Origin of the sequence: Peterkaempfera bronchialis (assembly GCF_003258605.2) — a bacterium.
Taxonomy (GTDB): Bacteria; Actinomycetota; Actinomycetes; order Streptomycetales; family Streptomycetaceae; genus Peterkaempfera; species Peterkaempfera bronchialis.
Genome location: NZ_CP031264.1, coordinates 3,294,157 through 3,318,538, shown reverse-complemented (window position 1 = coordinate 3,318,538; position 24,382 = coordinate 3,294,157). Strand labels below are relative to the sequence as shown.

The following is a 24,382-nucleotide window of genomic DNA, read 5'->3' as shown; positions in this document are numbered from 1 at the left end:
CTGCGAGCCGGGAAGCCCCCGAGCCGGGCCCGGAACACGGCAAGGACGCCCGGCGGTGGTCGCCGCCAGGCGTCCTTGCAACCGTCGTACGGGTCAGCCGTGCAGCGCCCGGTCCACCAGTGCCCCCGCGGCGCCGGTGTAGGCGGCCGGGTCGCACAGCTCGGCCGCCTCCGCAGCGGAGAGGTGCCCGGTCAGTGCGGGTTCGTCGGCGAGGACCTCGGCCAGCGGCCGCCCGCCGCGCTCCGCCTCGCCGGACGCGCCGCTCAGCAGCTCCTTGGCCGCCGCCTTCCCCAGCCGGGGCGCGAGCACGGCCGCGATCCGCTCCGAGACCACCTGGCTGCCGGTGAGTTCGAGGTTGGCCCGCATCCGGTCCGGCCGGACCTGAAGCCCTTCGGCCAGCTCCACGGCGGTGTGCGCGGCGCCGCCGACCAGCCGCAGGCACTCCCGCAGCAGCAGCCACTCGGCGTGCCAGGCCCCGGCCGACCGCTCGTCCTCGGCGAGCATGCACTGCGTCAGCCCGGCGGCCAGCACCGGCACCTGGAGCGCCGCGCTCCGCAGCAGCGTCGCCAGCACCGGGTTGCGCTTGTGCGGCATGGCGGAGGAGCTGCCCCGCCCGGCGGCGGTCGGTTCGGCGACCTCGCCGACCTCCGTCCTGGTCAGCGACTGCACATCCACCGCGATCTTGCCCAGCGCCCCGGCGGTGAGGGCCAGCGCCGCCGCGAGGTCCGCGACGGGGGTGCGCAGCGCATGCCATGGCAGGACGGGCCGGGCCAGTCCGGTCTCCTCGGCGAAGGCGGCGACGAGCCGGTCGACATAGGCGCCCGGGTCCGGCTTCGGGTCCCCGCCGTCCAGCCGGGCGTACTCCAGGTACCCGGCGAGGGTCCCGGCGGCGCCGCCGAGGGCGACCGGCAGGCCGCCCTCGACCAGTGCCGCCAGCCGCCGGTCGGCGTCCAGCACCAGCTGCCGCCAGCCGGCCGCCTTCAGCCCGAAGGTGGTGGGGACGGCCTGGAGGGCCAGGGTGCGGCCCGCCATGACGGTGTCCCGGTGCTCCTCGGCCAGTACGGCCAGGGCCTGCGCCGTCCGGGCCAGATCGGCCCGGACGAGGCGCAGGGCCCTGGCCGACACCAGCATCGCGCCGGTGTCGAAGATGTCCTGGCTGGTCGAACCCCGGTGGACGTACTCCGCCGCGGCCGGGTCGTCGGCCGCCACGGCGCGGGTGAGCGCCTGGACCAGGCCCACCACCGGGTTGGCCGTCTCCCGCGCGGCCAGGGCCAGGCCCCGCAGGTCGAAGCGGTCGGCCCGGGCCGCCGAGGTGATGACCTCGGCGGCCCGGCCGGGTACCGTGCCCAGCCTGGACTGGGCCCGGGTGAGCGCCGCCTCGGCGTCCAGCATCGCCTGGAGCCAGGCCCGGTCGCCGACCGCCTCCTCGACGGGGGTACCGGCCCGCACCGGCGAGAGCAGACCGGAGTCGGCCTCCGGGAGCGGCTGCCCGGTCACACCACCACGCCCCGCAGGTCGGTCTCGGCCGGCAGCGGACGCACCTCGGCCGGCACCTCGGCGACCGGAGGCAGCGACAGCACGGCGCGGACGATGGCGTCGGAGTCGCCGAGGGTCACCGAGTCCACGCCCGGGCGGATGCCGGCGGCGGTCACCCAGTGCACCGACTCGGTGGGGACGCCGTAGGCGAAGCGGCGCGGGTGCGCCCGCCCGCGCGCGTCCAGCAGCCGGTACGGGCGCTCGGTGACGGCCAGCCCGCCGGTCTCATAGCCCGCCCCGGAGGTGGTGGAGATGCGGTACGTGGTGCACTGCTCGGTCTCCAGCAGATGCCGCAGCAGGGGGTCGGAGGTGCGCCGCAGATCGGGCTCGGGCAGCCGGGCCTCGACCAGCATGCTCGCCCGGATCGGCGCCCCCGGCACGACCTTCGAGTGCGCCACGAAGGCCGGGGAGACGGTGTCGATGCGGATGTCGGTCTCGGGTCCGACCAGTTCCAGCACCCCGGCCTCGATCAGGGCGATCATCTGCTCGATGCGCTCGACCGGCGGGCCGATGGAGAGGAAGGCGTTGAGCGGTGTGTACCAGCCCTCCAGGTCGTCCCGGTGGGAGTCGCCGTCCAGCCCGCCGTGGTCCACCACCTGCCGGATCTCGTTGCGCAGGTCGCGCAGCACATCCAGGGCGGCCTTGAGCGGGCCGCTGACATTGCCGGCCTTCGCCTCCGCGACATCGCGGGCCAGGTAGTCCAGCAGCCAGGACCGGAAGGCCGCGCGGTCGGCGAACTCCAGCCCGGCGTACGGGCGGGAGAGCCGCTCCCAGTCCCAGCGGTCCGCCTCGGGGACGGCGTACCCGTCCAGCACCGCCTCGGGATGCTCGGCCGTCAGATAGCGGGCGGTGAACTCCTCGCGCTCGCCGCCACGGCCCCGGGAGTCGAGCAGCGTGCCGTAGTAGACGCTCTCCACCTCCCGGGCGATCAGCGGCCACAGGTCGGTGGCGAACCGCACCTGGCCGCCGCTCTCGGACCGCCTGCGCAGCCCGGAGATCAGCTCGGGGGTGAGCAGCCTGGGGTGGTGGCGCCCATAGGCGCCCTTCTCGTTCTCGCCGCGTGCGTGGTACGGGATGCCGCGCCGCGAGGTGGCGAAGAGGCGCGGCTCCTGGTCCGAGGGCTGGTACACCAGGCGCCCGCCCTCGCGGACGAAGGTGCCGCCCCGGCCCAGCGTGAAGAGCGCCATGTGGTCGAAGAAGTTCAGCCCCAGCCCGCGCAGCAGCACATTCTGGCCGGGCATCGCCCCGATGTGCAGGTCGGCCGGGTTGGCCGGGGTGACATAGCTGAGGTGGTGGATGCGGGCCAGGCTGGCCGTCTTCGCCTCGCGCGGCGTCAGCCGGCCGGGGACGTGGCCCTGCGCCATCACGATGGCGTCCAGCCGGTTCAGCCGGGTGCCGTCCTCCAGCCGGATGCCCTGCGGGCCGCCGGGGATGCCATGGGTGTCGGCCATCGCGACCGCCCGTGAGCGGTGCACCTCGACCGTGACATGGCGGGGCGCTCCCGCCACCACCCGCAGGAAGCTGTCGTGCAGGTAGTGGCCGTAGAAGGCGCGGGTCGGGTAGGTGTTGGGGCCGAGGTCCCGGGCCTCCGCGACGGTCTCGTCGTCGTGGTCGCCGGCCTGCTCCGAGCCGACCAGCGACTTGGCCCACTCGTACAGCGTCGGGCCGGGCTCGATCGGGCCCTCGACCTGGACGCTCTCATCCGTGTAGACGGTGATCTGCGACGCCACGGTGTTCATCAGCAGATGGCGGGACTGGCCGGTGCGCCAGACCCGGCCGGCGCCCGGCGCCGACGGGTCGACCACATGCACGGTCACCGGGTCCCGCTTCGCCATCCGCCGCGCGTTGGCGCAGAGGCGCTCCAGGATGGACAGCCCCCGGGGGCCCGCACCGATGATGCAGACCTGGAGCGGACGGCCGGTCATATGCGCTTCCCCTTCTCGACAGTGCTCCGGATGTGGTGCTGACGGTCCGCCTCCTGCTGCTGCCCGAACTCCCGGACCCCGTGCATCCACGCCACCTGGTCGTGGAGTTCGCGGGCCGAGAGCGAGGAGAGCAGCGCGTTGCGGGCCACCGCGTCCTGGCCGGCCGGGTGCCAGAGCCGGATGCTCTCCCGGGCGGCGAGCTGCACGCGGGCGGTGCGAAGGCGGCGCTCGGCGTTGTACTTCTCGAACCGCTGGGGGAACTCGTCCGCCGAGCAGTCGAGCAGCTCGCCCAGCAGTACCGCGTCCTCCAGGGCCTGGCAGGCGCCCTGCGCCGCGTAGTGCAGCATCGGGTGCGCCGCGTCGCCCAGCAGGGTGACCCGGCCGTCGGTCCAGTCGTCCACCGGATCGCGGTCGACCAGCACCCAGGACTTCCAGCCCTCGCCCAGCTCCAGCAGCCGGTGGGCGGACGGGCCGAGGGCGCCGAACTCCCGGCGTACGAACTCCTCGGAGACCGGCACGCCCGCAGTCGCCTCGGTGGCCCCGTTGTCGCTGCTGGCCGCCAGGTTGAGGTACTTGCCGCCGGCGATCGGATAGTGCACGAAGTGGCAGTGCGGACCGGCCCACCAGGTCACCGAGGTGCTCCAGCGCAGTTCCTCGGGCACCTGCTCCATCGGGATGACCGCGCGGTAGACGGTGATCCCGGAGATCCGCGGCGGGCCGTCGCCGACCAGCTGCTGCCGGATCGCGGAGTGGATCCCGTCGGCGCCGATCACGCCGTCACCGGTGATCCGCTCGCCGCTCTCCAGCAGCACCGTCGCGGTCCGGCCGTCCTGCTCATAGCCGACCACCGCGCTGCTGCCGCGCAGCTCGACGGCGTCGCTCGCCAGGCAGGCTTCGAGCAGCAGGGTGTGCAGCTCGGCGCGGTGCACCACGACATACGGGTTGCCGAACCGCCGCTGGTACTCCTCGGTGAGCGGCAGACTCACCACATGGTCGCCGGTCACCCCGTCCATGAACCTCAACTCGGCCATGTGGACCGCCGATGCACGGACCGCCCGGCCGAGGCCGAGCCGGTCCAGCGCATGGATGCCGTTCGGGGCGATCTGGATGCCGGCCCCGATTTCGGCGAACTCGGGGGCACGTTCCAGGACGACTGCCCGGTGGCCCTGCCTGGAGAGGGCGAGGGCGGCGGCCAGGCCGCCGATACCGCCCCCGACGATGACTGCCTTGGACATCCTGCTGCTCCCCCGGGTGGTCACGCGGCCTGGGCGTCGGCCGCCAGCAGGCCGGCCAGCTCAAGCCGCTTGATCTTGGTGGTGGCGGTCTGCGGCAGGTCGGCCAGCCGCCACTGGACGGGCTCGGCCATCGGCGGCAGGCTCGCCGCGGCGGCGTTCCAGGCCGCCCGGTCGAGCGGCTTGTCGTCCTTGGTGCAGACGACCGGCACCGCCCTGCCGTCCGGGCCCGGGATGATGACCACCTCGGCGAGGTCGTCCAGCTTGGCGAAGAGGGTGTCCTCGGCGGCGAGCGTCGAGCCGAACCCCTCGATCAGGTCGACCTCGCGGTCCAGCAGGTGCACACAGCCCCACTTGGTGCGGTAGCCGACGTCGCCCATCCGCCACCAGCCGTCGTCCACCTGCTTGTCGTACCGGGCCTGCTCACCCAGGTAGGTGGCGATCCGGCCGTCGCTGCGCACCTCGATGAAGCCCGGGTCGGCCTCGGACGGCTCCTTGCCGTTCCGGCTGACCACCCGGACGTCGGTGAAGCCCGGGAAGGGCATGCCGACGCAGCGTCCGTCGGCGTCCGGCCCGCGCCGCCGGGAGAAGGTCCGGACCACGGCGGGCCCGACCTCGCTCTGTCCGTACAGCTGCCCGAAGACCGGCGCCCTGCGGCGCGAGGCGTTCAGCATGGTCTGCACGGTGCGCGGGTGGATGGCGTCGAAGGTGCTGCTGAACAGCTTGACGTTGGCCAGCGGTCGGCGCGGGTCCTGGGCCAGCTCTTCCCACTCCTTGAAGGAGTTGGGGTGGGCCTCCAGGATGCCGGGGCGCAGCCGGGCGAAGAGGTCGGCGACATGCTCGGGGTCCGCGTCGGCCAGGACGAGGATCGGGAACCCCCGGAAGAGCGAGATGGCCAGCGCGGTGATCAGCCGGGAGTGGACGAAGGAGACATGCATCGCGATGGTCTCGCGCCTGCGGATCAGCGGGGCGACCACCGTCGCCTGCGGGCGGTAGCGGGCTTGCAGGGTGCGGCCGGTGTGCACGGCCAGCTTGGGTGTGCCGGTGGTGCCGGAGGTGTGGGTGATCAGGGTCGGGTGGTCCGGCGGCATGGTGACCGGGGCGACCCGGGGTGTGCCGGCCAGGGTGCGCAGCTCGGTGGCGCCCGGGTGGCTGCCCGAGGTGAGCAGCACCCGGTCGGCCAGCTCGAAGACGGCGGGCGGCAGCACCGTCTCCAGCTTCCGCTGGTCGGTGATCAGGAACGGTTCGTCGGTGCGGCGGACCAGTTCGGCCACCGTCTCGCCGTCCAGCTGGGGGGAGAGCAGCACCGGAACGGCGCCGATCCGTGCCGCCGCGCAGGCCAGCAGCGTGATGTCGAACCCGTCCGACTTGTAGACCACCACCCGCTGACCGGGGCGGACCTTGGCCGCCCAGAGCCGGGAGGCGAAGTCGTCGATCAGGTCCGCGATCTCCGCGACGGTCGCCCGCCGTCCCAGCTCCGGGGCGATGTCGAGGTCGTGGTCGAGGATCAGGACATTGGCGCCGTGCTTGGCCGCCGCCCGCTCGAAGAGCGTGCCGAGCCGGATACCCCGGTTGGCAATGCGCTGAAGAATCACCTTTCCGCCTTCTCATCCGCAGGAAGTGATCAATTCTTTTCGATGACGATCTTGATGCGTTCGAGAGTTGCTCCGAGGTCCTGCTCCACCTTGGCGCCCCATTCCGTGAAGAACCGCGCCTTCGCCGCGTCGTCCATGTCGGCGGTGATTCCGCGAATTCCCTCGGTGGGGCCGTCCATACGGAAGTGGTGCACCAGCACACTGCCCTCGCCGTCGGCCTCGATGTCGAAGGCCCAGACGCTCTCCTGCCGCCGCCCGGAGCTGTCGTGCATCGCCCAGCGGAAGGTACGGCCGGGCTCGGCCGCGACCACCTCGGAGTGGGTGTACCAGGTGCCGCGCACGACGGGGGCCCAGGAGACCACGTCCTCGCCGCGCAGATTCCTGCCTCGGAAGACCGCGCCGACCGCCCCGGGCTCCCCGGAGACCCAGGCGCCGCCGAGGCATTCCGGGCTCCACTCACCACTGCGAGTGAGATCGCTGACAACGTCGTAGACCGCCGTCGGCGAGGCGGAAATCCGGACCTCGGCGCGGACCTGGAAAAGCGGCGTTCCGTCGAGTGTGTTTTCGCCCATGGCCGAAATCCTGGCCAGCGGCGGCAGGGGCGGTCAAAGGTCGCGGAAGTGGTCCGTCAAGTCCGCCGCCGACCCGGTCCGACGGCGGCGGGTGCTAGATGTCCAGGCCGAAGTGGAAGGCGGTGACGGCCATCCGGCGCAGGTGGTAGAAGCGGTGCGCGCCATGGTTGGCGGTCCCGGAGTCCAGCTCGATCCGTACGCAGCCCGCCCGGCGGGCCCGCTGCTCCAGCTCGGCGAAGAGCCGTGCGCCGACGCCGCCTGAACGCGCCTCCGGAGCGGTGACCAGGTCGTCGACGAAGAGCAGCCGGCCACGGCTGGTCGCCAGCACCCGGTGCCCGGCCACCGCCAGGCAGCGCCCGTCCCCGTCGTACACGGCGGTGAAGACCAGGCCCTGCCGGTGGGCCTCGGCGGCGAACTCGGCGAAGGCGTCCGGGCCGAGCGCGGGCCGCAGCGCACGGATCAGCGGAGCCACGTCCCGGACCATCTCCGGCTGGTCGGGCCCGATGTCGACCATGGTCAGCGCCATGGGACCTCCCCCCTGGGCTTGCGATCGGCCGGCGGTCAGCCGGCGGTCGGGCGGTAGAGGCGCAGGAAGGCCCGGACGCCGCCGGTGATGATCTCGGTGATGCGGGCCTCCTCCAGCGGGATCGCCCCGTAGAAGGACGGCTGGGTGACGCTGATGAAGGTCAGCAGGTTGAAGTGGTCGGCGGCCAGCTCGGCGTCCTCGATCCCCAGCAGCCCACGGTCGGCGAAGTCGCGCATCCGCCTGGTCAGTTCGCGGTGGGTCTCGCGGGGCCCCGCCTCCTGCCAGGCGTCCAGTACGGCGGGCCGGATGCGCGGCGCCTCCGCCTCGATCGTCCGCACCAGCGCCCAGTGGTCCGCGAAGGCGGTGAGCCCGGCGACCCGTTCGAGGGCGAAGTCCGTCAGGTCGTCCTGGAGATCGACGGTCTTGCGGAAGTGGCGGTCCGCGATGGCCGCGTGGGTGGTGGCGACCTCGGTGGCCCCCTCCAGGATCACCCACTGGAAGAGCTGCTCCTTGTCGGCGAAGTGGTTGTAGATGGTGCGCTTGGAGACTCCGGCCTCGGCGGCGATCACATCGACGCTGGACCTGGTGAACCCCTCACGGCCGAAGACCGTGCGCGCCGCACGGACGATGGCCTGGCGCTTCTCCGGCATGCCGCGGCGCAGCGGGGCGGGGCCGGCGGTGGCTGTGGGGGCGGCGGGGGCGGCCATGGTCTCCTCCTTGGACTACACTACATCGTGTAGTGTACATCAGGCTTGACTGCACGCGGCTGAAAGTTCTACGGCCGGTCACGCAGCGCAGTCAACCATGCCGACCAGAACGCGGAACCCATCGAGAGGAAGAGCGTCATGGCCGTCCAGCTGAACCACACCATCCTGTCGGCGCGAAACCGCCAGGAGTCCGCCGACTTTCTGACCGGCATCCTGGGCCTGTCCGAGCCGGTGCCCTCCGAGCCCTTCCTGGCCGTCCCGTTGAGCAACGGCGTCACCCTCGACGTCCTGGAGGTGTCGGAGCCGATCGCCTCGCAGCACTACGCCTTCCTGGTCGAGGAGAGCGAGTTCGACGAGATCCTCGGACGGATCCGGCAGCAGGAACTGCCGTACTGGGCCGACCCGTTCCACCGCCGGCCCAGCCAGGTCAACGACTGGCACGGCGGGCACGGCGTCTACTTCGACGACCCCAACGGCCACCGCCTCGAAGTCCTGACCCGCCCCTCCACCACCAACCGCTGACCCCCACCGCCCTCACAGAGCGCGGGCCACCAGGCAGACCGCCCAGGCCCGGCGCCGCCCTGCGCCCGCGCCGCGCCCTGCGCCGCCCTGCGCCCGCCCGGCCTCGCCCCGGCCCCTGCCGACCTGACAGAGCGCGGCAACCAGGCAGACCGCCAAGGCCCCGCCTGGCCTCGCCTTACCCTGCGCCCACCCTGCCTCGCCCTGCCCTGCCCCGGCCCCCCGCCGACCTGACAGAGCGTGCACAACCAGGCAGACCGCCCAGCCCCCGCGCAGCTAGCCTCCTCGACATGATCGGGATATCGGGGCCGGTCTTCCGGCCCGACGACGACGGCTATGACGCCGAGCGGACGGGCTACAACCTCGCACTCGCCGACCACCACCGCCCCGCCCTGGTGGTCGGTGCCACCGGCCCGGCGGACGTGGCCGCCGCCATCCGGTACGCCTCCGCCGCCGGCCTGGCCGTCGCCGTCCAGGCGACCGGGCACGGCATCTCGGCAGACACCCACGGCCAGCTGGTCATCAGCACCCGCCGGATGAAGGGCGTCCAGGTCGACCCCGAGGCCCGCACGGCCAGAATCGCCGCCGGGGTGCGCTGGCACGAGGTTCTCGCCGAGACCGCCCCCTACGGCCTCGCCCCGCTCAGCGGCTCCAACCCCGACGTCGGCGCGGTCGGCTACACCCTCGGTGGCGGCATCGGCCTGCTCGGCCGCCGCTACGGCTTCGCCGCCGACCACGTCCGCCGACTCGACGTGGTCACCGCCGACGGGCAGCTCCGCCAAGCCACCGCCGACCGGGAACCCGACCTCTTCTGGGCCCTGCGCGGCGGCAAGGACAACTTCGGCGTGGCCGTCTCCATGGAGATCGACCTGGTCCCGGTGGCCACCCTGCTCGGCGGCGGGCTGTACTTCCCCGGCGAGGCCGCCGACGACGTCCTGCACGGCTACGCCGAGTGGACCCGTACCGTCCCGGAGGAGATGTCCTCGTCCCTCCAGCTGATCCGCTACCCCGACCTGCCCGTGCTTCCCGAGCCGCTGCGCGGCCGGTATGTGGCCCACCTCCGGATCGCCTGGAGCGGCCCGGAAGAGCAGGGCCGGCGCTGGGTACGACCGCTGCGCGAGCTGGGCCCCCTGCTGATGGACACCGTGCGCCTGCTGCCGTACCGGGAGGTCGGCACCATCCACCATGAACCGCCCCTCCCGGTGGCCGCCTACGACCGCAACACCGCCCTGCGCGCACTCGACCCGGCCGCCGTCGACACCCTCCTCGACCTGGCCGGACCCCAGGCCGACGCCCCGATCATCCTGGAGATCCGCCACCAGGGCGGCGCCTACTCCCGTCCACCCGCCGTCCCCAACGCCGTCGGCGGGCGCGACGCCGCCTACATGCTCTTCTCCACCCACATCCTGGAACCGGACCGCCTGGAGGAGATCCGCTACGCCCACGGCGGGCTGCACGACAAGCTGCGCCCCTGGAGCACCGGCGGGGCCTTCGTCAACTTCTTCGGCATCGACGACGCCACCCCCGACACCGTCCGCACCGCCTACCACCCGGCCGACTACCGGCGGCTGGCCGCACTCAAGGCGGCCTGGGACCCCGGCAACCTCTTCCGCCTCAACTACAACATCCCGCCCGCCCGCACCTGACCCGACCCGACCCGAGACGAGACGAGTGCGGCCCCGCCGGACCTCCGGCGGGGCCGCACTCGAACGGCTGTCAGCGACCTCTGCTCAGCGGGCGACCGCCGAGGTCGCCTTGCTGGTGGCCGCGCCGTTGGCGTGACCGGTCCGCCGGGCGGTCACCTTCACGGTGATCCGCTTGCCGCGCTGGGCGGCCTTGAGGACCAGCGAGGACTTGGTCGCCCCCGTGATGGCCTTGCCGTTCGCGTACCACTGGTAGGTGTACGACGAGGGGCTGGGCGTCCAACTGCCGTGGGCGGCCTTGAGGGTGCGGCCCACCTTGGCCGTACCCGAGATGGCGGGCTGCTTGACGGCCTTCGGGGCGCTGCCCTTGGCGACCTTGACCGCGCCGGTGGTCGCGGTGCCGTCGGCGTGGCCGGTGCGGTGGGCGGTGACGGTGACGGTGAGCTTCTTGCCGAGCAGCGCGGCGGGGATGGTGTAGCCGGCGGCGGTGGCGCCCTTGACCGCCTTGCCGTCGGCCTTCCACTGGTAGGAGTACGACGTCGCCGCCGGAGACCAACTGCCGCTGACGGCGGTGACCTTGGCGCCCACCTTCGCGGTGCCGCTGATCCTCGGGGCGGTGCCGGCCTTGGGAGCCGCGCCCTTGGCGACGGTGACGGCCGCCGAGGTGGCCGCCGCGTTCGGGCTGTCGGCGCGGTGGGCGGTGACGGTGACGGTGAGCTTCTTGCCGAGCAGCGAGGCCGGCACGGTGTAGCCGGCGGCGGTGGCGCCCTTGACCGCTGCGCCGTCGGCCTTCCACTGGTACGAGTACGACGTCGCCGCCGGAGTCCAACTGCCCGTGGAGGCAGTGACCTTGGCGCCCACCTTGGCGGTGCCGGTGATCTGCGGAGCGGCGGTGTTCTCCAGCGCGGCGGCGGTGACGGTGAAGCTGCCGAACCTGTACTCCCACGCGTTGTGGGTGACGACGCTGAGGTACCAGTTGCCCACCGGAACCCCGGTCAGGTCCAGGACGGCCGTCAGGGTCTTCCGGTCGGCCGAGACCGAGGTGGTGGTCGACTCCACCGTCCTGCCGAACCCGCCGATCTCCACCCGGTCGTCCTGGTGCAGCGCGGTTCCCGTCACCTTGACGGTGGCCTTGCCGCCCGTCGTGCCGCCGGTCGGGCTCACCGAGGTGACGGTGACCGCCTCGGTGCCGCAGCGGACGGACCAGCAGACGAGCTCCGCGCTGAAGGAGCTCTCCGAGGCCCCTTCGGGCAGGCTGAGGACCAGGATGCTCGGGGTGACCTCCGTGGTGCGCGGCTCGCGGATCGCGCACTGGTAGCCGGTGGGGATGGAGAGCATGCAGCCGTTGGCCAGGCTGCTGCCGTACAGCGCGGGCACGGTGGTCTCGCCGCCCCCCGCAGTGCCGCTGATCACCATGTCGAAGCGGTCGTTGTACGCGGTGGGCAGCGCCGCGCAGACGGCGGTGTGCTGCTCGTTCAGGGTCCCGGTGATCGGTCCGTACCCGTAGCTGACGTTCGGGACCTTGACGCACTCGGGCGCCGGGCCCGCCGCCGTGCCGATGCGCAGCGCGTCGAAGCGGTACGTGGCCGAGGCCTTCTGGTTCGCCGGCACCGTGATGAGGACCTGGTACCGGGTGGATCCGGTGGCCGCACAGGGCCCGCTGCGGTAGCCGCAGGGGACGTTGCCGTCGGCGCCGTAGACCAGGGTGTACGCGGTGTCGAGCGGGTCGCGGACGGCGAGGTGCAGGACGTCCTTGGCACTGCCGGTGGTCACCTGGCGGCAGAGCAGCGTGCCCGGTGCGCCCGGAGTGCCGCCCGTGGAGGGGCCGCCCACCGGGGTCGCCGGGTTCGCGGTGCAGCCCTTCGCGGTCGCGGTGACGTCGCGGCGGGTCAGGGTGTAGGTGGCGGGGGTGTCGCGTCCGGTGACCAGCACGGTGTGCGTGACACCCGGGGCGAGGTCGCAGGTGGTCCAGGTGGAGAGCGAGGCCACGATGCGGCAGACCTGCTCGCCGCCCGGGTCCAGGACCGAGATGCTGGCGGCCGAGGTGCCGGCGACGGTCTGGAGCTGGAGGTTCTCCACCGCGCTGTGGGCGTCGGCCGGGATGCTCAGGCAGTGCGAGAAGACGCCGCCGCCGGTGCTGAACCGGGCCGACGCGGTCGCGCTGGTGAAGTCGCCCGCCGGGATCGACGGGCAGTTGCCCGCCCCGTCCGTGCGGTGCAGGGCGATCCGGTAGCTGCCGGTCGCCGGGTTCTGGTCCTCGGTGGAGACCAGCGCGCGGAACGGAGCCTTGCCGGTGAGCGCGCAGGTGCCCGAGGAGAGGTCGCCACCGTCGCACTGCCCGGCGCCCTCGGCATCCACGACCGTGACGGCGGGGCGCGGTGCGGAGCCGCTCAAGGCGGTCAGCGCGGCCATCCGGGCACCGGCGGGGAGCGGCAGGGTCAGGCAGTCGATCTCGCCCGCCGCCGCGAAGGAACCCTGGTAGGTGCCGAGTTGGACCGGCTCGCAGCCGGTGGTGGCGGCGCGGTCGAGGATGAGGGTCGCGTGGTCGGTGAACACGGTGTAGTCACCGGCGGCGGGCAGCGCGCAGGACGCCCATGTCCGGCAGACCGTCGTCCCGGCCCGGTCGTACACGGCGAGCGGCGAGCGCGAGCCGGACTGCACCTCGTACACGTCGTAGTGTCCGGCGGCCGGGATGGTGAAGGTCTTGCAGCCGGTGGCCGGGTCCACCGTGGTGGGCGCGGAGCCGTACCCGTTCACCGGGACGCTCGCGCAGCCGACCGGGTCGGACAGCCGGCGGACCGTCAGGGTGTACGCGCCGGGGAAGCCGCCCTCGATCCAGCTGACCCGGGTGAGCACCCGGAAGGGGCCGGTGCCGGGCAGCACACAGCCGTCGTTGTCGTCCTCCTTGAAGCGCGGGCAGATCCGGGCGCCGGTCCCATCGGTGATCCAGGACTCCGCATCGCCGTACCTGGCGGTGGCGATGGCGACGGTGATCCGCTCACCGGCCTTGCCCGTGAAGGGATGGCAGTCGATCGCCACCGGGCCGGACGCGGAACCGGACACCCGGGCGCCGTCCCAGGAGGTGCCGATCTCCGGCTCGCAGCCGGCGGTGGCGGCGAGCGGGAAGACCGCGACGGCGGCGTCCTCCGACTCCCACCCGCGGTTCACGACCTTGAGGGTGAAGACGCCCGCGCGGGGCAGCCTGCACCAGCCCTGGAGGCCCCACTCGGTGTCGTAGCAGGAGAGCTGGCTCTCACCGTCGAGAACCTGGGCGTAGGTCCCGTTGTGCTGGTCGTTCAGCAGTACGCGGTGCAGGCCGGGTGCGTCGGCGGTGAAGGTGAAGCAGGCGGACTCCCCGGCGGGGATGGTCGGCCTGCCGACTGCGGAGCCCGGGTCGCCGAAGGGGGCGAGGGGCAGCGCAGCGCAGGTGTCGGCGGTGGTGGCTGCGGCTGTGGTCGCGGCCGACGCCGCCCGTGCCGCGCCTGTCGGCAGCAGCAACGAGAGCAGGACCGAGAGTATGAGTATCAGTGCGGTGTACGACGCGCTTCTCGCAGCCGTACAGGGATGGTGAGGCATTCCGTTCCCTCGGACCGGTCGGGTGACATGTGTGCGCCAAGCCCCCATGGCGGCGGGCCGTTGCTGGCGTGGGTGGGATGACGTGATGATCGCACAGGGGTACCACACAAGGCCCCTGATTACGGAGCACGCCCACCGCCCGACCGGACGTCAGCTCACTGTCTTTGAGGGCGGCTACGGTTCCATCCATGAGAGGTGCACTGGTGGGGGGATCCGTCGGATGACCAAGGAGTCCCCACCCGGCCCGACACGGGCCGAGGACGCTCTGGCGCTCGTGCGGTTGGCGGGCAGGCGCGGAGCGGTCCAAGCCGTCCTGGAGTGGTTGGGGCGGCGCACCGGTGGGGCGGTGGCGCTGGTGGCGGGGGACGGCTCGGTGCTCGCATCCTCACCGCACCGGCCGTCGGACGAAGCACTGGCCGCAGTACGGGAGTCGTACCGGCGCGGGATGCCCTCGGGCGTGGTCGGCGGTCCCGGGGCGCGGATCGTGCACCTGGTGGCGCTCGGGAGGGAGCCCTATCTGGTGCTCGACGGCTGCGAGAGCCACCGGCACGGCACACTGCTCGCCGACGCCGCACGCATCCTCGGGCTGTGCCGGCAGTCGGAAGAGGCGGAACGGCTGCGGCGCCGGACGGAGTTGACGGAGGCGCGCAGCCGCGAGGCGGTGCTGCATCTGCTGATGGGCGGCGGCGTGGCCGTGGCCCACCGGATCGCGGGGGCGATGGGCGCCCGGCTGCCCAGCCCGGTGCGGGTGTACATCGTGGAGTGCCCGAAGCGGCGGCGGCCCGCGATAGCGGAGCGGCTGGCCCGGTCCATGGGCGGCCAGGCATGGATCGTCCCGTGCCCGGTGCGGTTCAACCACCTCATCGCGCTCGCCCCGGCCGGTACCCGCCCATGGGAGCAGGCCATCGTCGAGCAGGTACCGGAGTGCCGGGTCGGCGCCAGCGACGAGGTGGCGCTGCGGGAGACCCCGCTCGGCTATGAGCAGGCCTTCCACGCGCTGGCGGTGGCGCGTGGCGTACCGGACCGCTGGGCACGGTTCAGCCGCAACATCGGCCTCGCCCCACTGCTGGGACCCGAAGGAGCCTACTGGGCCGGGGAGTTGCTCGGGCCATGCCTCTCGTACCAGCCCGCGCGCCGGACCGACCCCGGGGCGGAGGAACTGCTCGCAACCCTCGGCTCCTGGCTGGCCTTCGGCACGGGGGCGAGCCGCCACCTGAAGATCCACCGCAACACGCTCGCCGCCCGCCTGCGGCTGATCAAGGCGCTCCTGGCCTTGGACCTGCCCGCGAGCCTGGCCGCCCAGTCGGCCGCCTGGCTGGCACTGCGGCTGCACACCGGCTACCCGCGCCCCACCGGCCGCCCCGCCGACCTGCCCACCCTGCTCGCCGCCCCCGCCGCCCAGACCTGGGCACATGTCCAACTCAGCCCACTCGGATCCGCCACCGACACGGTGCGCGCCTGGCTCCGCGCCGACGCCCGGCTCCCCGAGACGGCGGCCGACCTCGGCATCTCCCTTCCCGGCGCACGCAAGCGGCTGCTCAGGGCAGAGGAGAGACTCGGCCGCTCACTGCTGCACGCGCCGAGCGCCAAGTACGAGCTATGGCTGGCGATGAGCGCATCGGGCGCCCTCTGAACCCGCTGTGCAACGAGAAACCCGGACGCCCCCGCACTGTGCGCCCAGAACCTCGCCCCACCGCGCCACCCCGGCTAACGTCCCTGTGTGCAACCAGAGCCGGTCCGCCGGGGAGCACGCCACCACAACCGCGGGGGAGTCGCGGAGGCGCGCTCCCCGACGAACCGGCCGCCCCGTTCCACGTGAAACACCTGCGCCCAGCGATAGGCCACACCACGACCACGGCTTCTCATGGCGTGACAGTGGCGCACCCACAGAGCCGTTCGCCATCCTGGGGGATACGAATCGGCGGCGCCGTCGAGTGCTCCGCCCTCGGCTAGGCTGCCGTCACTGTGCGCCGCCGCCTGACGGCCCGTGCACGGAACACAGGGGGATGCCGAAATGCCCTTCCCGCCCTATATGCCGGTTTCCGCAGAAGTAATCAAAACCCGCCCCTCCAGCTCATAAACCCGCAGGTCACCAAGCCTGCTCCCCGCGCCTGCGGGGATGACCCCTCGTGGCCGGCCTTCCTGTCGCGGCGCCGGGGCTGCTCCCCGCGCCTGCGGGGATGACCCCTGGAGACCGCCGCCGGGCGGCGGTGCGGCTGCCTGCTCCCCGCGCCTGCGGGGATGACCCCGCCCTGCGCCTTGCCCTGCGGGAGCACTCCCCCTGCTCCCCGCGCCTGCGGGGATGACCCCTACTCGGCGAACAACAGCCAGTGGATGGACATCTGCTCCCCGCGCCTGCGGGGATGACCCCTCGGCGCTGGTGCCGTTCGCGGCGTTCAGCTGCTGCTCCCCGCGCCTGCGGGGATGACCCCGACTGGTGCTCGTACACGGGGTGGGCCCGGATCTGCTCCCCGCGCCTGCGGGGATGACCCCAGCACGAAGCCGTACTTCAAGTTGCCGAAAGGCTGCTCCCCGCGCCTGCGGGGATGACCCCACGTTCAGACCGCTCCCCCGGGCGTGGGACGACCGCTCCCCGCGCCTGCGGGGATGACCCCCGGTGAAGGCCCCCTGGCGCCTAGTCGGCTCCCCGCTCCCCGCGCCTGCGGGGATGACCCCAGCAGCTCGCGGCTGGTCTGGTCGAGTCCAGGCCGCTCCCCGCGCCTGCGGGGATGACCCCGAGACGTGCGGCGGCTGCGGGCACCCGCTCACCCGCTCCCCGCGCCTGCGGGGATGACCCCCGGCACATCAATGGTTTCCTCCGCTGGGTGGCCCGCTCCCCGCGCCTGCGGGGATGACCCCGAAGCCCGGGACCGGCTCGCGGGCACGTATCCCCGCTCCCCGCGCCTGCGGGGATGACCCCGGTGATGGTGGGCCGCTTCGTCTGCTGGCCCGACCGCTCCCCGCGCCTGCGGGGATGACCCCACGGATTACACCGCCCGTGCCCTGAAGGCGGGCCGCTCCCCGCGCCTGCGGGGATGACCCCTCAATGGGCCAATCATGTTGACACGAGAACTGCCGCTCCCCGCGCCTGCGGGGATGACCCCCCGCACGAAAATCGGAGACGGCGAGATCACCACCGCTCCCCGCGCCTGCGGGGATGACCCCAACACGCCCACCAGCATCGCCCTCGACACAGACCGCTCCCCGCGCCTGCGGGGATGACCCCTGTGGGAACCCTTCGAGCAGCGCCATGTAGCGCCGCTCCCCGCGCCTGCGGGGATGACCCCTTCGATGCGAGGGACGAGTACGAGGAGCCACCGCTGCTCCCCGCGCCTGCGGGGATGGCCCCTGGTGCTGATGGCTCCTGATTCACACTGGTGTGTGCTCCCCGCGCCTGCGGGGACGGTCCAAACACGGGCGGTAGCGGACCGCTGGTCCGGGAGTGCTCCCCGCGCCTGCGGGGATGGTCCCACCACCGTTACGGCGGTCGCCCAGGCGACCATGTGCTCCCCGTGCCTGCGGGGGATGGTCCCCTCAACTCGACCCCTACCGCAGCCCCGCACCTGTGCTCCCCGTGTCCGCCCGGGAGGGCGCCACCGTCTGAGGCGTACGCGAAGGGGGCGGTTGCTCGCGGGAGTGGTCAGAGGCTGATCAGCCGTACGCCGTTGCCGCAGAGCTTGGCCATGTCGTCGGCGCCGGAGGTCATCGCCGAGCAGTTGGTGTCTGATCTGGCGGGCGACCGCCTCGGCCACGTAGCCGGAGACGTTGTCTGTCAGCTTCTTGATCTCTGCCACCTGTTCGGTGGGCAGGGTGACGGTGATACGCGTCGTAGCAGCCACAGGGCAAGCATGCTGGAGTACGCACGCTAATGGATCAGGTGAACCTCGTGGCGGGGCTGCGCTCCGTGTTCAGCCTCTCCCAGCGGATTGTCGGACCAGACCTACGGGGTGCTCCGGTCGGGTCCCGTGGCGGAAGGGCGAGCCGTACGTAGGCGCGACCATTGCTGGCGCAGGTATGGCGCGGTGGCCACCCTCGCGGATCGGGTGGACCGGCATGGTGGCGAGCCGGGATTCGAGGCGGTGCTCGGGTACGCCTACGGCAACACCGCCGGGCCGGAGGGCCGCCGGTGAACGCGCACGGCCAGCCCCTGTCCGCCGGGTGGGTCGAAGTCCCGCCCCCCCCGCCGCCTTCTGGCACCGATCCGGCGCGGGCCGAGCGGCTTCCCCAGCCGGTTCGTCATGGGTGCACGTGCGCCGCTGTGCAGGAATTCCGGGCTCCCGGGTGTGCGGCCGTAAGGTTGGCGTATGGATCTTCAGGGAGATGTGAGCAGATTGCTTCCGGAATAGCCTATTCACGCCTTATCTCGGTATCTGCAAGGATCTCTCCGCATCCCTGCCCCGGTCGTCATCGGCAGCAGGCACAGCAGCAGGGGCGAACGCGTTCGTCACGGTCAGGTGAGTCTGTCGCAGCAGCACGACCGGATCCCCGTGCCGGGGCAGTCACCAGCCGCGCGAGAGGCCTATTCCGAACGCCCGAGCCCAGACCCCTCATGTCCCTAACACCGGCCCCACCAGGGCGGATGAGGTTTTCGGCAGGCACGGGTGCAGTGTCTGCGACAGGGGCGCTGCGCCATGACGTTCGACGGGATTGAACACGGATGTCGCCCGCTTGGTGGGCGGCTGACCGTAGCCCCGGCGAGTGCGGAGTCCGGCCGCCTCCGAGTTGCCGGGGGTTGAGATCCGTGTCGTAATCGGCAGCGGTATATCTCTGAGCGGTAGCGGCTGGTCGACCGGCTGGTGCTACGAAAGGTGACCGATGAAACTCGCGACGTTCGATACCGGTACCGGGCAGCACGTCGGTTTCATCGATGGCGACGAAGTAGTGGACCTGACGGCAGCCGATCCGTCGAGGGCGACGGTGATCGAACTGCTGGAGCGCGATCCGAGGAAGGTGTGGGCCTCGTCTGGCTCAGCAGCGAGGCTGCCGCTATCGGAGGTAAAGCTGTGCTCGCCGGTGCCCAGGCCGCCCAAGTTTCTGGCCATCGGTTACAACTACGCCGCGCATCTTGAAGAGACCCACATGGAGCGGCCGAGCCGCCAGGCATGGTTCAACAAGCAGCAGACCAGCATCATCGGGCCCGGCGACCCGATCTGGATCCCGGCGATTGCCCCGGATGAGGTCGACTACGAGGGCGAACTCGCCGTGGTGATCGGTAAGCGCTGCAAGAACGTCCCGAACGAGAAGCGCGCGGTGCTGGACGTCGTCGCGGGGTTCACCATCGTCAACGACGTAAGCGTGCGCGACTGGCAGGCGCTTGAGCCGGGCATGGTGGTGAGCAAGTCCTTCGACACCCACGGCGCGATCGGTCCGTGGATCGTCACCCCGGACGAGATCGGCGACCCGCTCGATCTGCGTCTGCGTACGTACGTCAGTGGCGAGTTGCGCCAGGACGGACATACGGCGGACATGCTGTTCAACGTGTACGAGCAGGTTGCCTACCTCTCCAGCGCGTTCACTCTGGAGGTCGGCGACGTACTGTCCACCGGCACTCCGAGCGGCATCGCCTGGCACCGGCCCGGCAAATACCTCAAGGCGGGCGACACCGTTCGCATCGAGATCGAGAAGATCGGAACGCTGGAGAACCCCGTCATCGACGAACCCCGCTGACCGTCCGGGCGGTGGGCCTGTCCGAGCCCTCGGCCCATCCCGGACGCCATCGCAAAGACTTCTTTCTCGCAAAAACGTCCACGGCACCACGTGACGGTCGCCCTGGACCTGGCGCCACTTACGCAGCCTGTCGTCGGTACGGCAGTCCTTGATCGACCGGTACGCCGACGTGCGGACTCCGCTGCTGCGCCTGCTGAACCATGCGGTGGCCACCTTCGCGGACCGGGTGGACCGGCATGGTGGCGAGCTGGGATTCGAGGTGGTGCTCGGATACGACGACGGCGAGCCGTGGGGTACGCCTACGGCAACTTGTCGGGCCGGAGGGCCGTCGGCGAACGCGCACGGCCAGACCCTGTCCGCCGGGTGGGTCGAAGCCCCGACCCTGGCGTTCTTCGCCGCTTCGGGCCGCTGTTACAGGGCTTCTGGGCCTCGGCTGTGCGGCCGTATGGTTGGCGCATGGATCTCGAAGAAGATGTGAGCGGATTCCTCCCGTAATGCCCTGTTCGCGTCTCATGCCGGTATCTGTAGAAGTGATTGAAATCAGCACCTCCGGCCTGCAAACCTGCAGGTCAATTAGTGTGCTCCCCGCGCCTGCGGGGATGGTCCCGCCGTCTGCTACACCCCCCAGCCCGCCGTCGAGTGCTCCCCGCGCCTGCGGGGATGGTCCCGACGACCGGGCCGTTGAAGCCCACCGGCAACGGTGCTCCCCGCGCCTGCGGGGATGGTCCCTGGTCCAGCAGTACGGCCTCGCACGGAGTACCGGTGCTCCCCGCGCCTGCGGGGATGGTCCCGCGCGAAAGCCCCCGTCCGGCCCTTCGCGGGCGTGCTCCCCGCGCCTGCGGGGATGGTCCCTGGCGGGCGAGCTGCCCGGCCGCGAAGACACTGTGCTCCCCGCGCCTGCGGGGATGGTCCGTGACAGACCGCGCGTGGTGGCCACAGCATTCTGTGCTCCCCGCGCCTGCGGGGATGGTCCCTCGGACGGCGCGGTGATGGCCCGGCGCCTGAAGTGCTCCCCGCGCCTGCGGGGATGGTCCCTACATCACCGAGCGGTACGGGTACGTCGGTGCGTGCTCCCCGCGCCTGCGGGGATGGTCCCCGGATCAGACCTCGACGGTTCCCTCGTACAGGGTGCTCCCCGCGCCTGCGGGGATGGTCCCGTCTGGCCGCTGCTGCCCCGCCGCACCACCGAGTGCTCCCCGCGCCTGCGGGGATGGTCCCGATCACGATGCGATCAGGCCGTTCTTGCAGGTGTGCTCCCCGCGCCTGCGGGGATGGTCCTGCGACGGCGCAGCAGCCCCCGGCCGTCGGCACGTGCTCCCCGCGCCTGCGGGGATGGTCCCCTGACGCGCTCGGCGCTGAACACGGCCCTGGGGTGCTCCCCGCGCCTGCGGGGATGGTCCCGCCGGCACTGGATTTCTTCACGGCTGCGTCGGGTGCTCCCCGCGCCTGCGGGGATGGTCCCGCGCCCGCGCCAGGGGACTGCTACAGCGACTAGTGCTCCCCGCGCCTGCGGGGATGGTCCCACCACACCGCCTGCCACCCCCTGTCGCCACACGTGCTCCCCGCGCCTGCGGGGATGGTCCCGACGCTCTCCCCACCTCGCTCCGCCAGGAGCTGTGCTCCCCGCGCCTGCGGGGATGGTCCCGTGATCTCCAACTCCTCGGGCAGTTCCGCCTGGTGCTCCCCGCGCCCGCGGGGATGGTCCCATCCCCCCACCTCCACCCCTTCGGGCCGTGTGTTCTCCCCGCGCCTGCGGGGATGGCCCGTTCACCCCGCCCCGGCTGGGGCAGCGCAAGGAGTGCTCCCCGCGCCTGCGGGGATGGTCCCGGCGTCTTCCCCTACGAGTGGGCCTCGGAGTGGCTACGTCTACACAGTGCCGCAGCGCGGGACGTACGTCGCGGATCGGTCCGCCGGCGAGCCTCCGCAGCAGCCTGGGGAGTCGTCGGCGCCGTGACGTGCGTAAGCCCCGGCCGCCTTGGAAGGCAATCCGTGTGAGGTGGTGGCCGGGGCTCGGGCGCAGCCTAATGGGTCTGCCCCGGCGGGGGCATCTCTCCGCCGGTAATGCGGTGACTTCGAAGTAGGGGGCGTTAGGCATTTTCGGTCTCCGCCGCTTTCCTGATCAATTCTGCGGCGGTGGCGGTATCGGCTTGGCGCAGGAAGCAAATTACAAGAGACCGTACCTTTCGGATCTCGGCTTCCGTCTCTCGTGCGAATGCTGACGGGGGAACTTCAGCTCGGAAGTGCGCATCCTTGATGGCTAGACCGATAAGCTTCTCTGCCACCCAAAGGCGCGTTCGCTCGTGAAGCGCAAAAGTTAGGTGGTAGCTCCGGTCGTCGCTTACCGAGTACGGGTTGTGAACCCAGCCTCGGGGCACAACCAAAGTATCTCCGGGAGACAGCTCGAATTCGACATCCGGCGGCGTCGTGGCAAATCTCTCTGTTAGCTCTGGCGTCCACACTTCCGGCGAGGACATGTAAGCACCCATCGGGTACTCAACCACTGGCCTCCATAGCGGCCAGCGCTTGCGTCCTGCAAGCTGAGTGATTACCCCGGTCCATTGGTCCCAATGGTGCCGGAGGCCCTGTTTTCCCGGTGGAGTGATGATCGCCGCAGCGTAGTTTGCGCAGCCGGTTTCGCTCTGGATATCCCGGGACACTCCCGCAAGATAGGGAATGGTGCGCTGGATTTCACGGAGGTTGAGGGTGTAGCCCTGGCCCGCCAGCCCCTGAAGCTTGCCCGGAATCATCTTCCCGTCTCGCGAGAATCGTCCGGGGTGCACAGCCTGTCCGTCCTTGACAGCAGCTACGTACTGCGGGGACAGCAGGTCGAAGCTAACGTACTCATCCATCAGCGAGAGCGGCACCGCACGATCCAGTTCGGTGACACCTCGGTGGTAGACGCGCGGCTCACGCGGCCAAGAGTCGAGCAACGCGGACTTATTTTTAGGCAGGAGTAACCGCAGTGACATGCGCAATCTCCTTGGAATCAGGACGGTGGCATTGGGCATGGGATGTCATGGTGTCGGCTTGGGCAGCAGATGACAGCGTAATGCGCCATGGACTGTGAATGGGTCCAGTACCCCCATACGACATCTACGCCAAGAGGCAATGTCACACGCGCATACTCAATTTTGGCCACCAATGGGAGGCCGGCGCGTCCGCCGGATTCGCGAAGGTAAGGCGGGTTATCCTCGTACCGTGCCCGAAGCCAGGCAATTGCCTCATCAACGTCCCCCCAGGTTTGGTCGGATGCCGTTTGCGCCCGCTTCAATAGCCAATGGCCCGTCATCATCGGCGGCAAGCGCGAGGTCATGAATGCTGCGGTGCTCGGATCGCCCGGAGGGCCGGGCCGTCGCAGGAACTCTTTGCGGTACTCCTCGCCAGATCCGACCCACCCGTATCCGTGCCAGTGCCCTTGCCAGCCCATCCGGTCCTTCTTATACAGTGGGGGCGGGCCGCCCCACTAGACCTGGGGCGGCCCGCCTTGCATATCCAGGTGGCGCACAGATTAGAGCGCCGCCGGGATGATCAGGCGGTCAGACCGCGCCGGGCCGTCCATCCGAGGGCCAGGGCGTCCATCTCGGAGGCCGTGAACCTCAACTCGCGTCCGGCCCCCTCGGGCTTGGTGTCCCGCAGGATGAACGCCTCGCCCGTGCCGGGGATGGACGCGATGGCCGCGCAGGACTCGTTCTCGCCACCGAGGTTGCCACCGCACATGACGGTGACCTCGGCTCCCTCGGCAGGCATGTCGTAGATGGACATGTTTGTACTCCTTTCAGATCGCATTTGTTCGGAGATGCGTTCTCCGCGCCGTCGTGCACCTGCTCCCACCCGGGCGATGTGCTGGCCGGGGTGGGTGTCCAGGGCTGGCACCGTCGCGCGGTTCGTAGGGATGCCGCTTGGGCGGTACCAGTCAGCCTGCCTGGCCGACGGCCCTTTCCGATCCGACCTTCGCGGACCGGTCCAACTGGCCAGCGCAGAGGTTCGGGGTGCCTAGTAGCACGTGCAGGAGGCGAGCCCACACAACGTGGTTCTGCCGCACGGGTGGGGCCGGATGGGTGTCGGCGGGGGCGGGGGCGGCTTGTTGGGCTCCGCGTCTCTGCTGGCCGGGCACTGTGACATTTCGACCCTTCTCTTGGTTCGGTGGTGGGCCGCCCCGGCCGTCCAGTGAGGATTCGCTTCCCCACCCTGCCGGAGCGGAAGTGTGAGGGCTCCGGCTATGCGTTTCCACGCGAGTCGTACGCCGTACGCCTGCACGATATTGATCACCATCGCTGCGTCGGAGACCGCCAACAGGGGCCTGACCCCGGCAGCAACTCTGCGCACAGCCTCGATCTGCCATCCAGCGGGAAGGTCGGCGAGCCGGCGGACGTTCACGGCGGCGGCCCTTACCTCCTGCCCGTCGTGAGGGTCAGGCCCCGGCGGTTCCGCGCCCCGCTCGGCCCGCTCTGCCGCGTCGCCAAGTGCCACCGTGAACGGGACTGCCACCCGCACCGGTAGCAGGGGGGCGGGCCCGAACCAGGAGTGCACCCGCTCCCGCGAGGGCTCGACCTGACGCAGCACCTCGGCCCGCCACACGAGGGGAAGACCGCTGTACCGGCGCAGCAGTTCCACGGCTTCGGCAGCGTGGCGGGACCGTTCGGGGGACGCCTCAGGCCAAAGACCGGCGCGGGTCGGGTCGCACCGCGAGGCGAAGTGCGCCACCTCGGCACACAGGGTGGGGATTTCGCAGCTCATGCGCTGTGCTTGCCCGGCGGTGAGCACAGGGGGCGCGACTCCGCCGATACAGCGCCCGGATGCCATGGCCCAGTTGACGGCGGCCTGGTCGTGCTCCGGCAGAGTCTCCCAGAGTCCGCGCCGCTTCAGCTCGTCGAGCGCACTTCG

General features: G+C 71.4%; 15 protein-coding genes and 2 CRISPR repeat arrays. Of the genes, 5 read left to right on the top strand and 10 right to left on the bottom strand.

The genetic code is table 11. From position 1 onward, the window contains the following. Positions 1 to 93: 93 nt before the first annotated feature. The 7 genes from pcaB to C7M71_RS14665 all read right to left on the bottom strand — a co-directional run bounded on the left by pcaB (position 94) and on the right by C7M71_RS14665 (position 8,093). Positions 94 to 1,497, bottom strand: coding sequence for a 3-carboxy-cis,cis-muconate cycloisomerase (gene pcaB / locus C7M71_RS14695; protein ID WP_229758727.1), 1,404 nt, complete (start codon positions 1,495 to 1,497; stop codon positions 94 to 96). Further along, on the bottom strand, positions 1,494 to 3,461 hold the full coding sequence (locus C7M71_RS14690) for an FAD/NAD(P)-binding protein (RefSeq protein ID WP_229758726.1): 1,968 nt from the start codon (positions 3,459 to 3,461) through the stop codon (positions 1,494 to 1,496). Before C7M71_RS14690 ends, pcaB begins: the two co-directional genes overlap by 4 nt. Then, complete coding sequence (locus C7M71_RS14685; RefSeq protein WP_111488764.1) at positions 3,458 to 4,696, bottom strand: 3-hydroxybenzoate 6-monooxygenase; 1,239 nt, start codon at positions 4,694 to 4,696, stop codon at positions 3,458 to 3,460. The genes C7M71_RS14690 and C7M71_RS14685 overlap by 4 nt, the downstream gene beginning before the upstream one ends. Before the next feature lie 20 nt (positions 4,697 to 4,716). Then, entirely contained in the window at positions 4,717 to 6,288 is a 1,572-nt protein-coding gene (locus C7M71_RS14680) for a class I adenylate-forming enzyme family protein (RefSeq protein WP_111488766.1), read from the bottom strand. A gap of 29 nt (positions 6,289 to 6,317) precedes the next feature. Beyond that, a complete protein-coding gene (locus tag C7M71_RS14675; RefSeq protein ID WP_111488768.1) occupies positions 6,318 to 6,860 on the bottom strand; it encodes an SRPBCC family protein in 543 nt (180 codons plus the stop codon). Between the two features lie 94 nt (positions 6,861 to 6,954). Continuing rightward, positions 6,955 to 7,386 (bottom strand): GNAT family N-acetyltransferase, encoded by a 432-nt coding sequence (locus C7M71_RS14670; RefSeq protein WP_229758725.1) that lies wholly within the window; start codon positions 7,384 to 7,386, stop codon positions 6,955 to 6,957. Between the two features lie 35 nt (positions 7,387 to 7,421). Next, positions 7,422 to 8,093, bottom strand: coding sequence for a TetR/AcrR family transcriptional regulator (locus C7M71_RS14665; protein ID WP_229758724.1), 672 nt, complete (start codon positions 8,091 to 8,093; stop codon positions 7,422 to 7,424). A gap of 138 nt (positions 8,094 to 8,231) precedes the next feature. Here C7M71_RS14665 and C7M71_RS14660 point away from each other — a divergent pair, with 138 nt between their 5' ends. Continuing rightward, positions 8,232 to 8,615, top strand: coding sequence for a VOC family protein (locus C7M71_RS14660; protein WP_114914373.1), 384 nt, complete (start codon positions 8,232 to 8,234; stop codon positions 8,613 to 8,615). Between the two features lie 287 nt (positions 8,616 to 8,902). Beyond that, positions 8,903 to 10,258 carry an FAD-binding oxidoreductase gene (locus C7M71_RS14655; RefSeq protein WP_111490074.1) on the top strand — a complete coding sequence of 452 codons (1,356 nt, stop codon included), beginning with the start codon at positions 8,903 to 8,905 and terminating at the stop codon, positions 10,256 to 10,258. 84 nt (positions 10,259 to 10,342) lie between these two features. Here the strand turns inward: C7M71_RS14655 and C7M71_RS14650 are convergent, their stop codons facing one another. Beyond that, positions 10,343 to 13,831: a hypothetical protein gene (locus C7M71_RS14650; RefSeq protein ID WP_111490075.1), complete on the bottom strand. Its 3,489-nt coding sequence runs from the start codon at positions 13,829 to 13,831 to the stop codon at positions 10,343 to 10,345. A gap of 220 nt (positions 13,832 to 14,051) precedes the next feature. Here C7M71_RS14650 and C7M71_RS14645 point away from each other — a divergent pair, with 220 nt between their 5' ends. From C7M71_RS14645 to C7M71_RS14635, 3 genes are all read left to right on the top strand, one after another. Continuing rightward, on the top strand, positions 14,052 to 15,464 hold the full coding sequence (locus tag C7M71_RS14645) for a helix-turn-helix domain-containing protein (RefSeq protein WP_111490076.1): 1,413 nt from the start codon (positions 14,052 to 14,054) through the stop codon (positions 15,462 to 15,464). 465 nt (positions 15,465 to 15,929) lie between these two features. Then, positions 15,930 to 17,180: a CRISPR direct-repeat array (repeat unit 29 nt; unit sequence CCGCTCCCCGCGCCTGCGGGGATGACCCC). A 1,466-nt stretch (positions 17,181 to 18,646) separates the two neighbouring features. After that, the gene (locus C7M71_RS14640) at positions 18,647 to 19,498 is read left to right on the top strand and encodes a fumarylacetoacetate hydrolase family protein (RefSeq protein ID WP_111490078.1); all 852 of its coding nucleotides are present in this window, start codon (positions 18,647 to 18,649) and stop codon (positions 19,496 to 19,498) included. 148 nt (positions 19,499 to 19,646) lie between these two features. Beyond that, on the top strand, positions 19,647 to 19,976 hold the full coding sequence (locus C7M71_RS14635) for a hypothetical protein (protein ID WP_111490079.1): 330 nt from the start codon (positions 19,647 to 19,649) through the stop codon (positions 19,974 to 19,976). A 100-nt stretch (positions 19,977 to 20,076) separates the two neighbouring features. After that, a CRISPR array of direct repeats spans positions 20,077 to 21,325; the repeat unit is 29 nt; unit sequence GTGCTCCCCGCGCCTGCGGGGATGGTCCC. A 260-nt stretch (positions 21,326 to 21,585) separates the two neighbouring features. Here C7M71_RS14635 and C7M71_RS14630 read toward each other — a convergent pair. Next, on the bottom strand, positions 21,586 to 22,506 hold the full coding sequence (locus C7M71_RS14630; RefSeq protein WP_111490080.1) for a JmjC domain-containing protein: 921 nt from the start codon (positions 22,504 to 22,506) through the stop codon (positions 21,586 to 21,588). Between the two features lie 520 nt (positions 22,507 to 23,026). Continuing rightward, positions 23,027 to 23,260, bottom strand: a complete 234-nt coding sequence (locus tag C7M71_RS14620; RefSeq protein ID WP_111490082.1) for a DUF397 domain-containing protein — start codon at positions 23,258 to 23,260, stop codon at positions 23,027 to 23,029. Between the last annotated feature and the right edge of the window lie 1,122 nt (positions 23,261 to 24,382).

What these genes read in the sequence shown, in the direction of transcription:
- C7M71_RS14690 (WP_229758726.1), bottom strand. Translation starts at nt 3,461, where the DNA reads ATGACCGGCCGTCCGCTCCAGGTCTGCATCATCGGTGCGGGCCCCCGG.
- C7M71_RS14685 (WP_111488764.1), bottom strand. Translation starts at nt 4,696, where the DNA reads ATGTCCAAGGCAGTCATCGTCGGGGGCGGTATCGGCGGCCTGGCCGCC.
- C7M71_RS14675 (WP_111488768.1), bottom strand. Translation starts at nt 6,860, where the DNA reads ATGGGCGAAAACACACTCGACGGAACGCCGCTTTTCCAGGTCCGCGCC.
- C7M71_RS14670 (WP_229758725.1), bottom strand. Translation starts at nt 7,386, where the DNA reads ATGGCGCTGACCATGGTCGACATCGGGCCCGACCAGCCGGAGATGGTC.
- C7M71_RS14665 (WP_229758724.1), bottom strand. Translation starts at nt 8,093, where the DNA reads ATGGCCGCCCCCGCCGCCCCCACAGCCACCGCCGGCCCCGCCCCGCTG.
- C7M71_RS14660 (WP_114914373.1), top strand. Translation starts at nt 8,232, where the DNA reads ATGGCCGTCCAGCTGAACCACACCATCCTGTCGGCGCGAAACCGCCAG.
- C7M71_RS14655 (WP_111490074.1), top strand. Translation starts at nt 8,903, where the DNA reads ATGATCGGGATATCGGGGCCGGTCTTCCGGCCCGACGACGACGGCTAT.
- C7M71_RS14650 (WP_111490075.1), bottom strand. Translation starts at nt 13,831, where the DNA reads ATGCCTCACCATCCCTGTACGGCTGCGAGAAGCGCGTCGTACACCGCA.
- C7M71_RS14645 (WP_111490076.1), top strand. Translation starts at nt 14,052, where the DNA reads ATGACCAAGGAGTCCCCACCCGGCCCGACACGGGCCGAGGACGCTCTG.
- C7M71_RS14640 (WP_111490078.1), top strand. Translation starts at nt 18,647, where the DNA reads ATGAAACTCGCGACGTTCGATACCGGTACCGGGCAGCACGTCGGTTTC.
- C7M71_RS14630 (WP_111490080.1), bottom strand. Translation starts at nt 22,506, where the DNA reads ATGCCCAATGCCACCGTCCTGATTCCAAGGAGATTGCGCATGTCACTG.
- C7M71_RS14620 (WP_111490082.1), bottom strand. Translation starts at nt 23,260, where the DNA reads ATGTCCATCTACGACATGCCTGCCGAGGGAGCCGAGGTCACCGTCATG.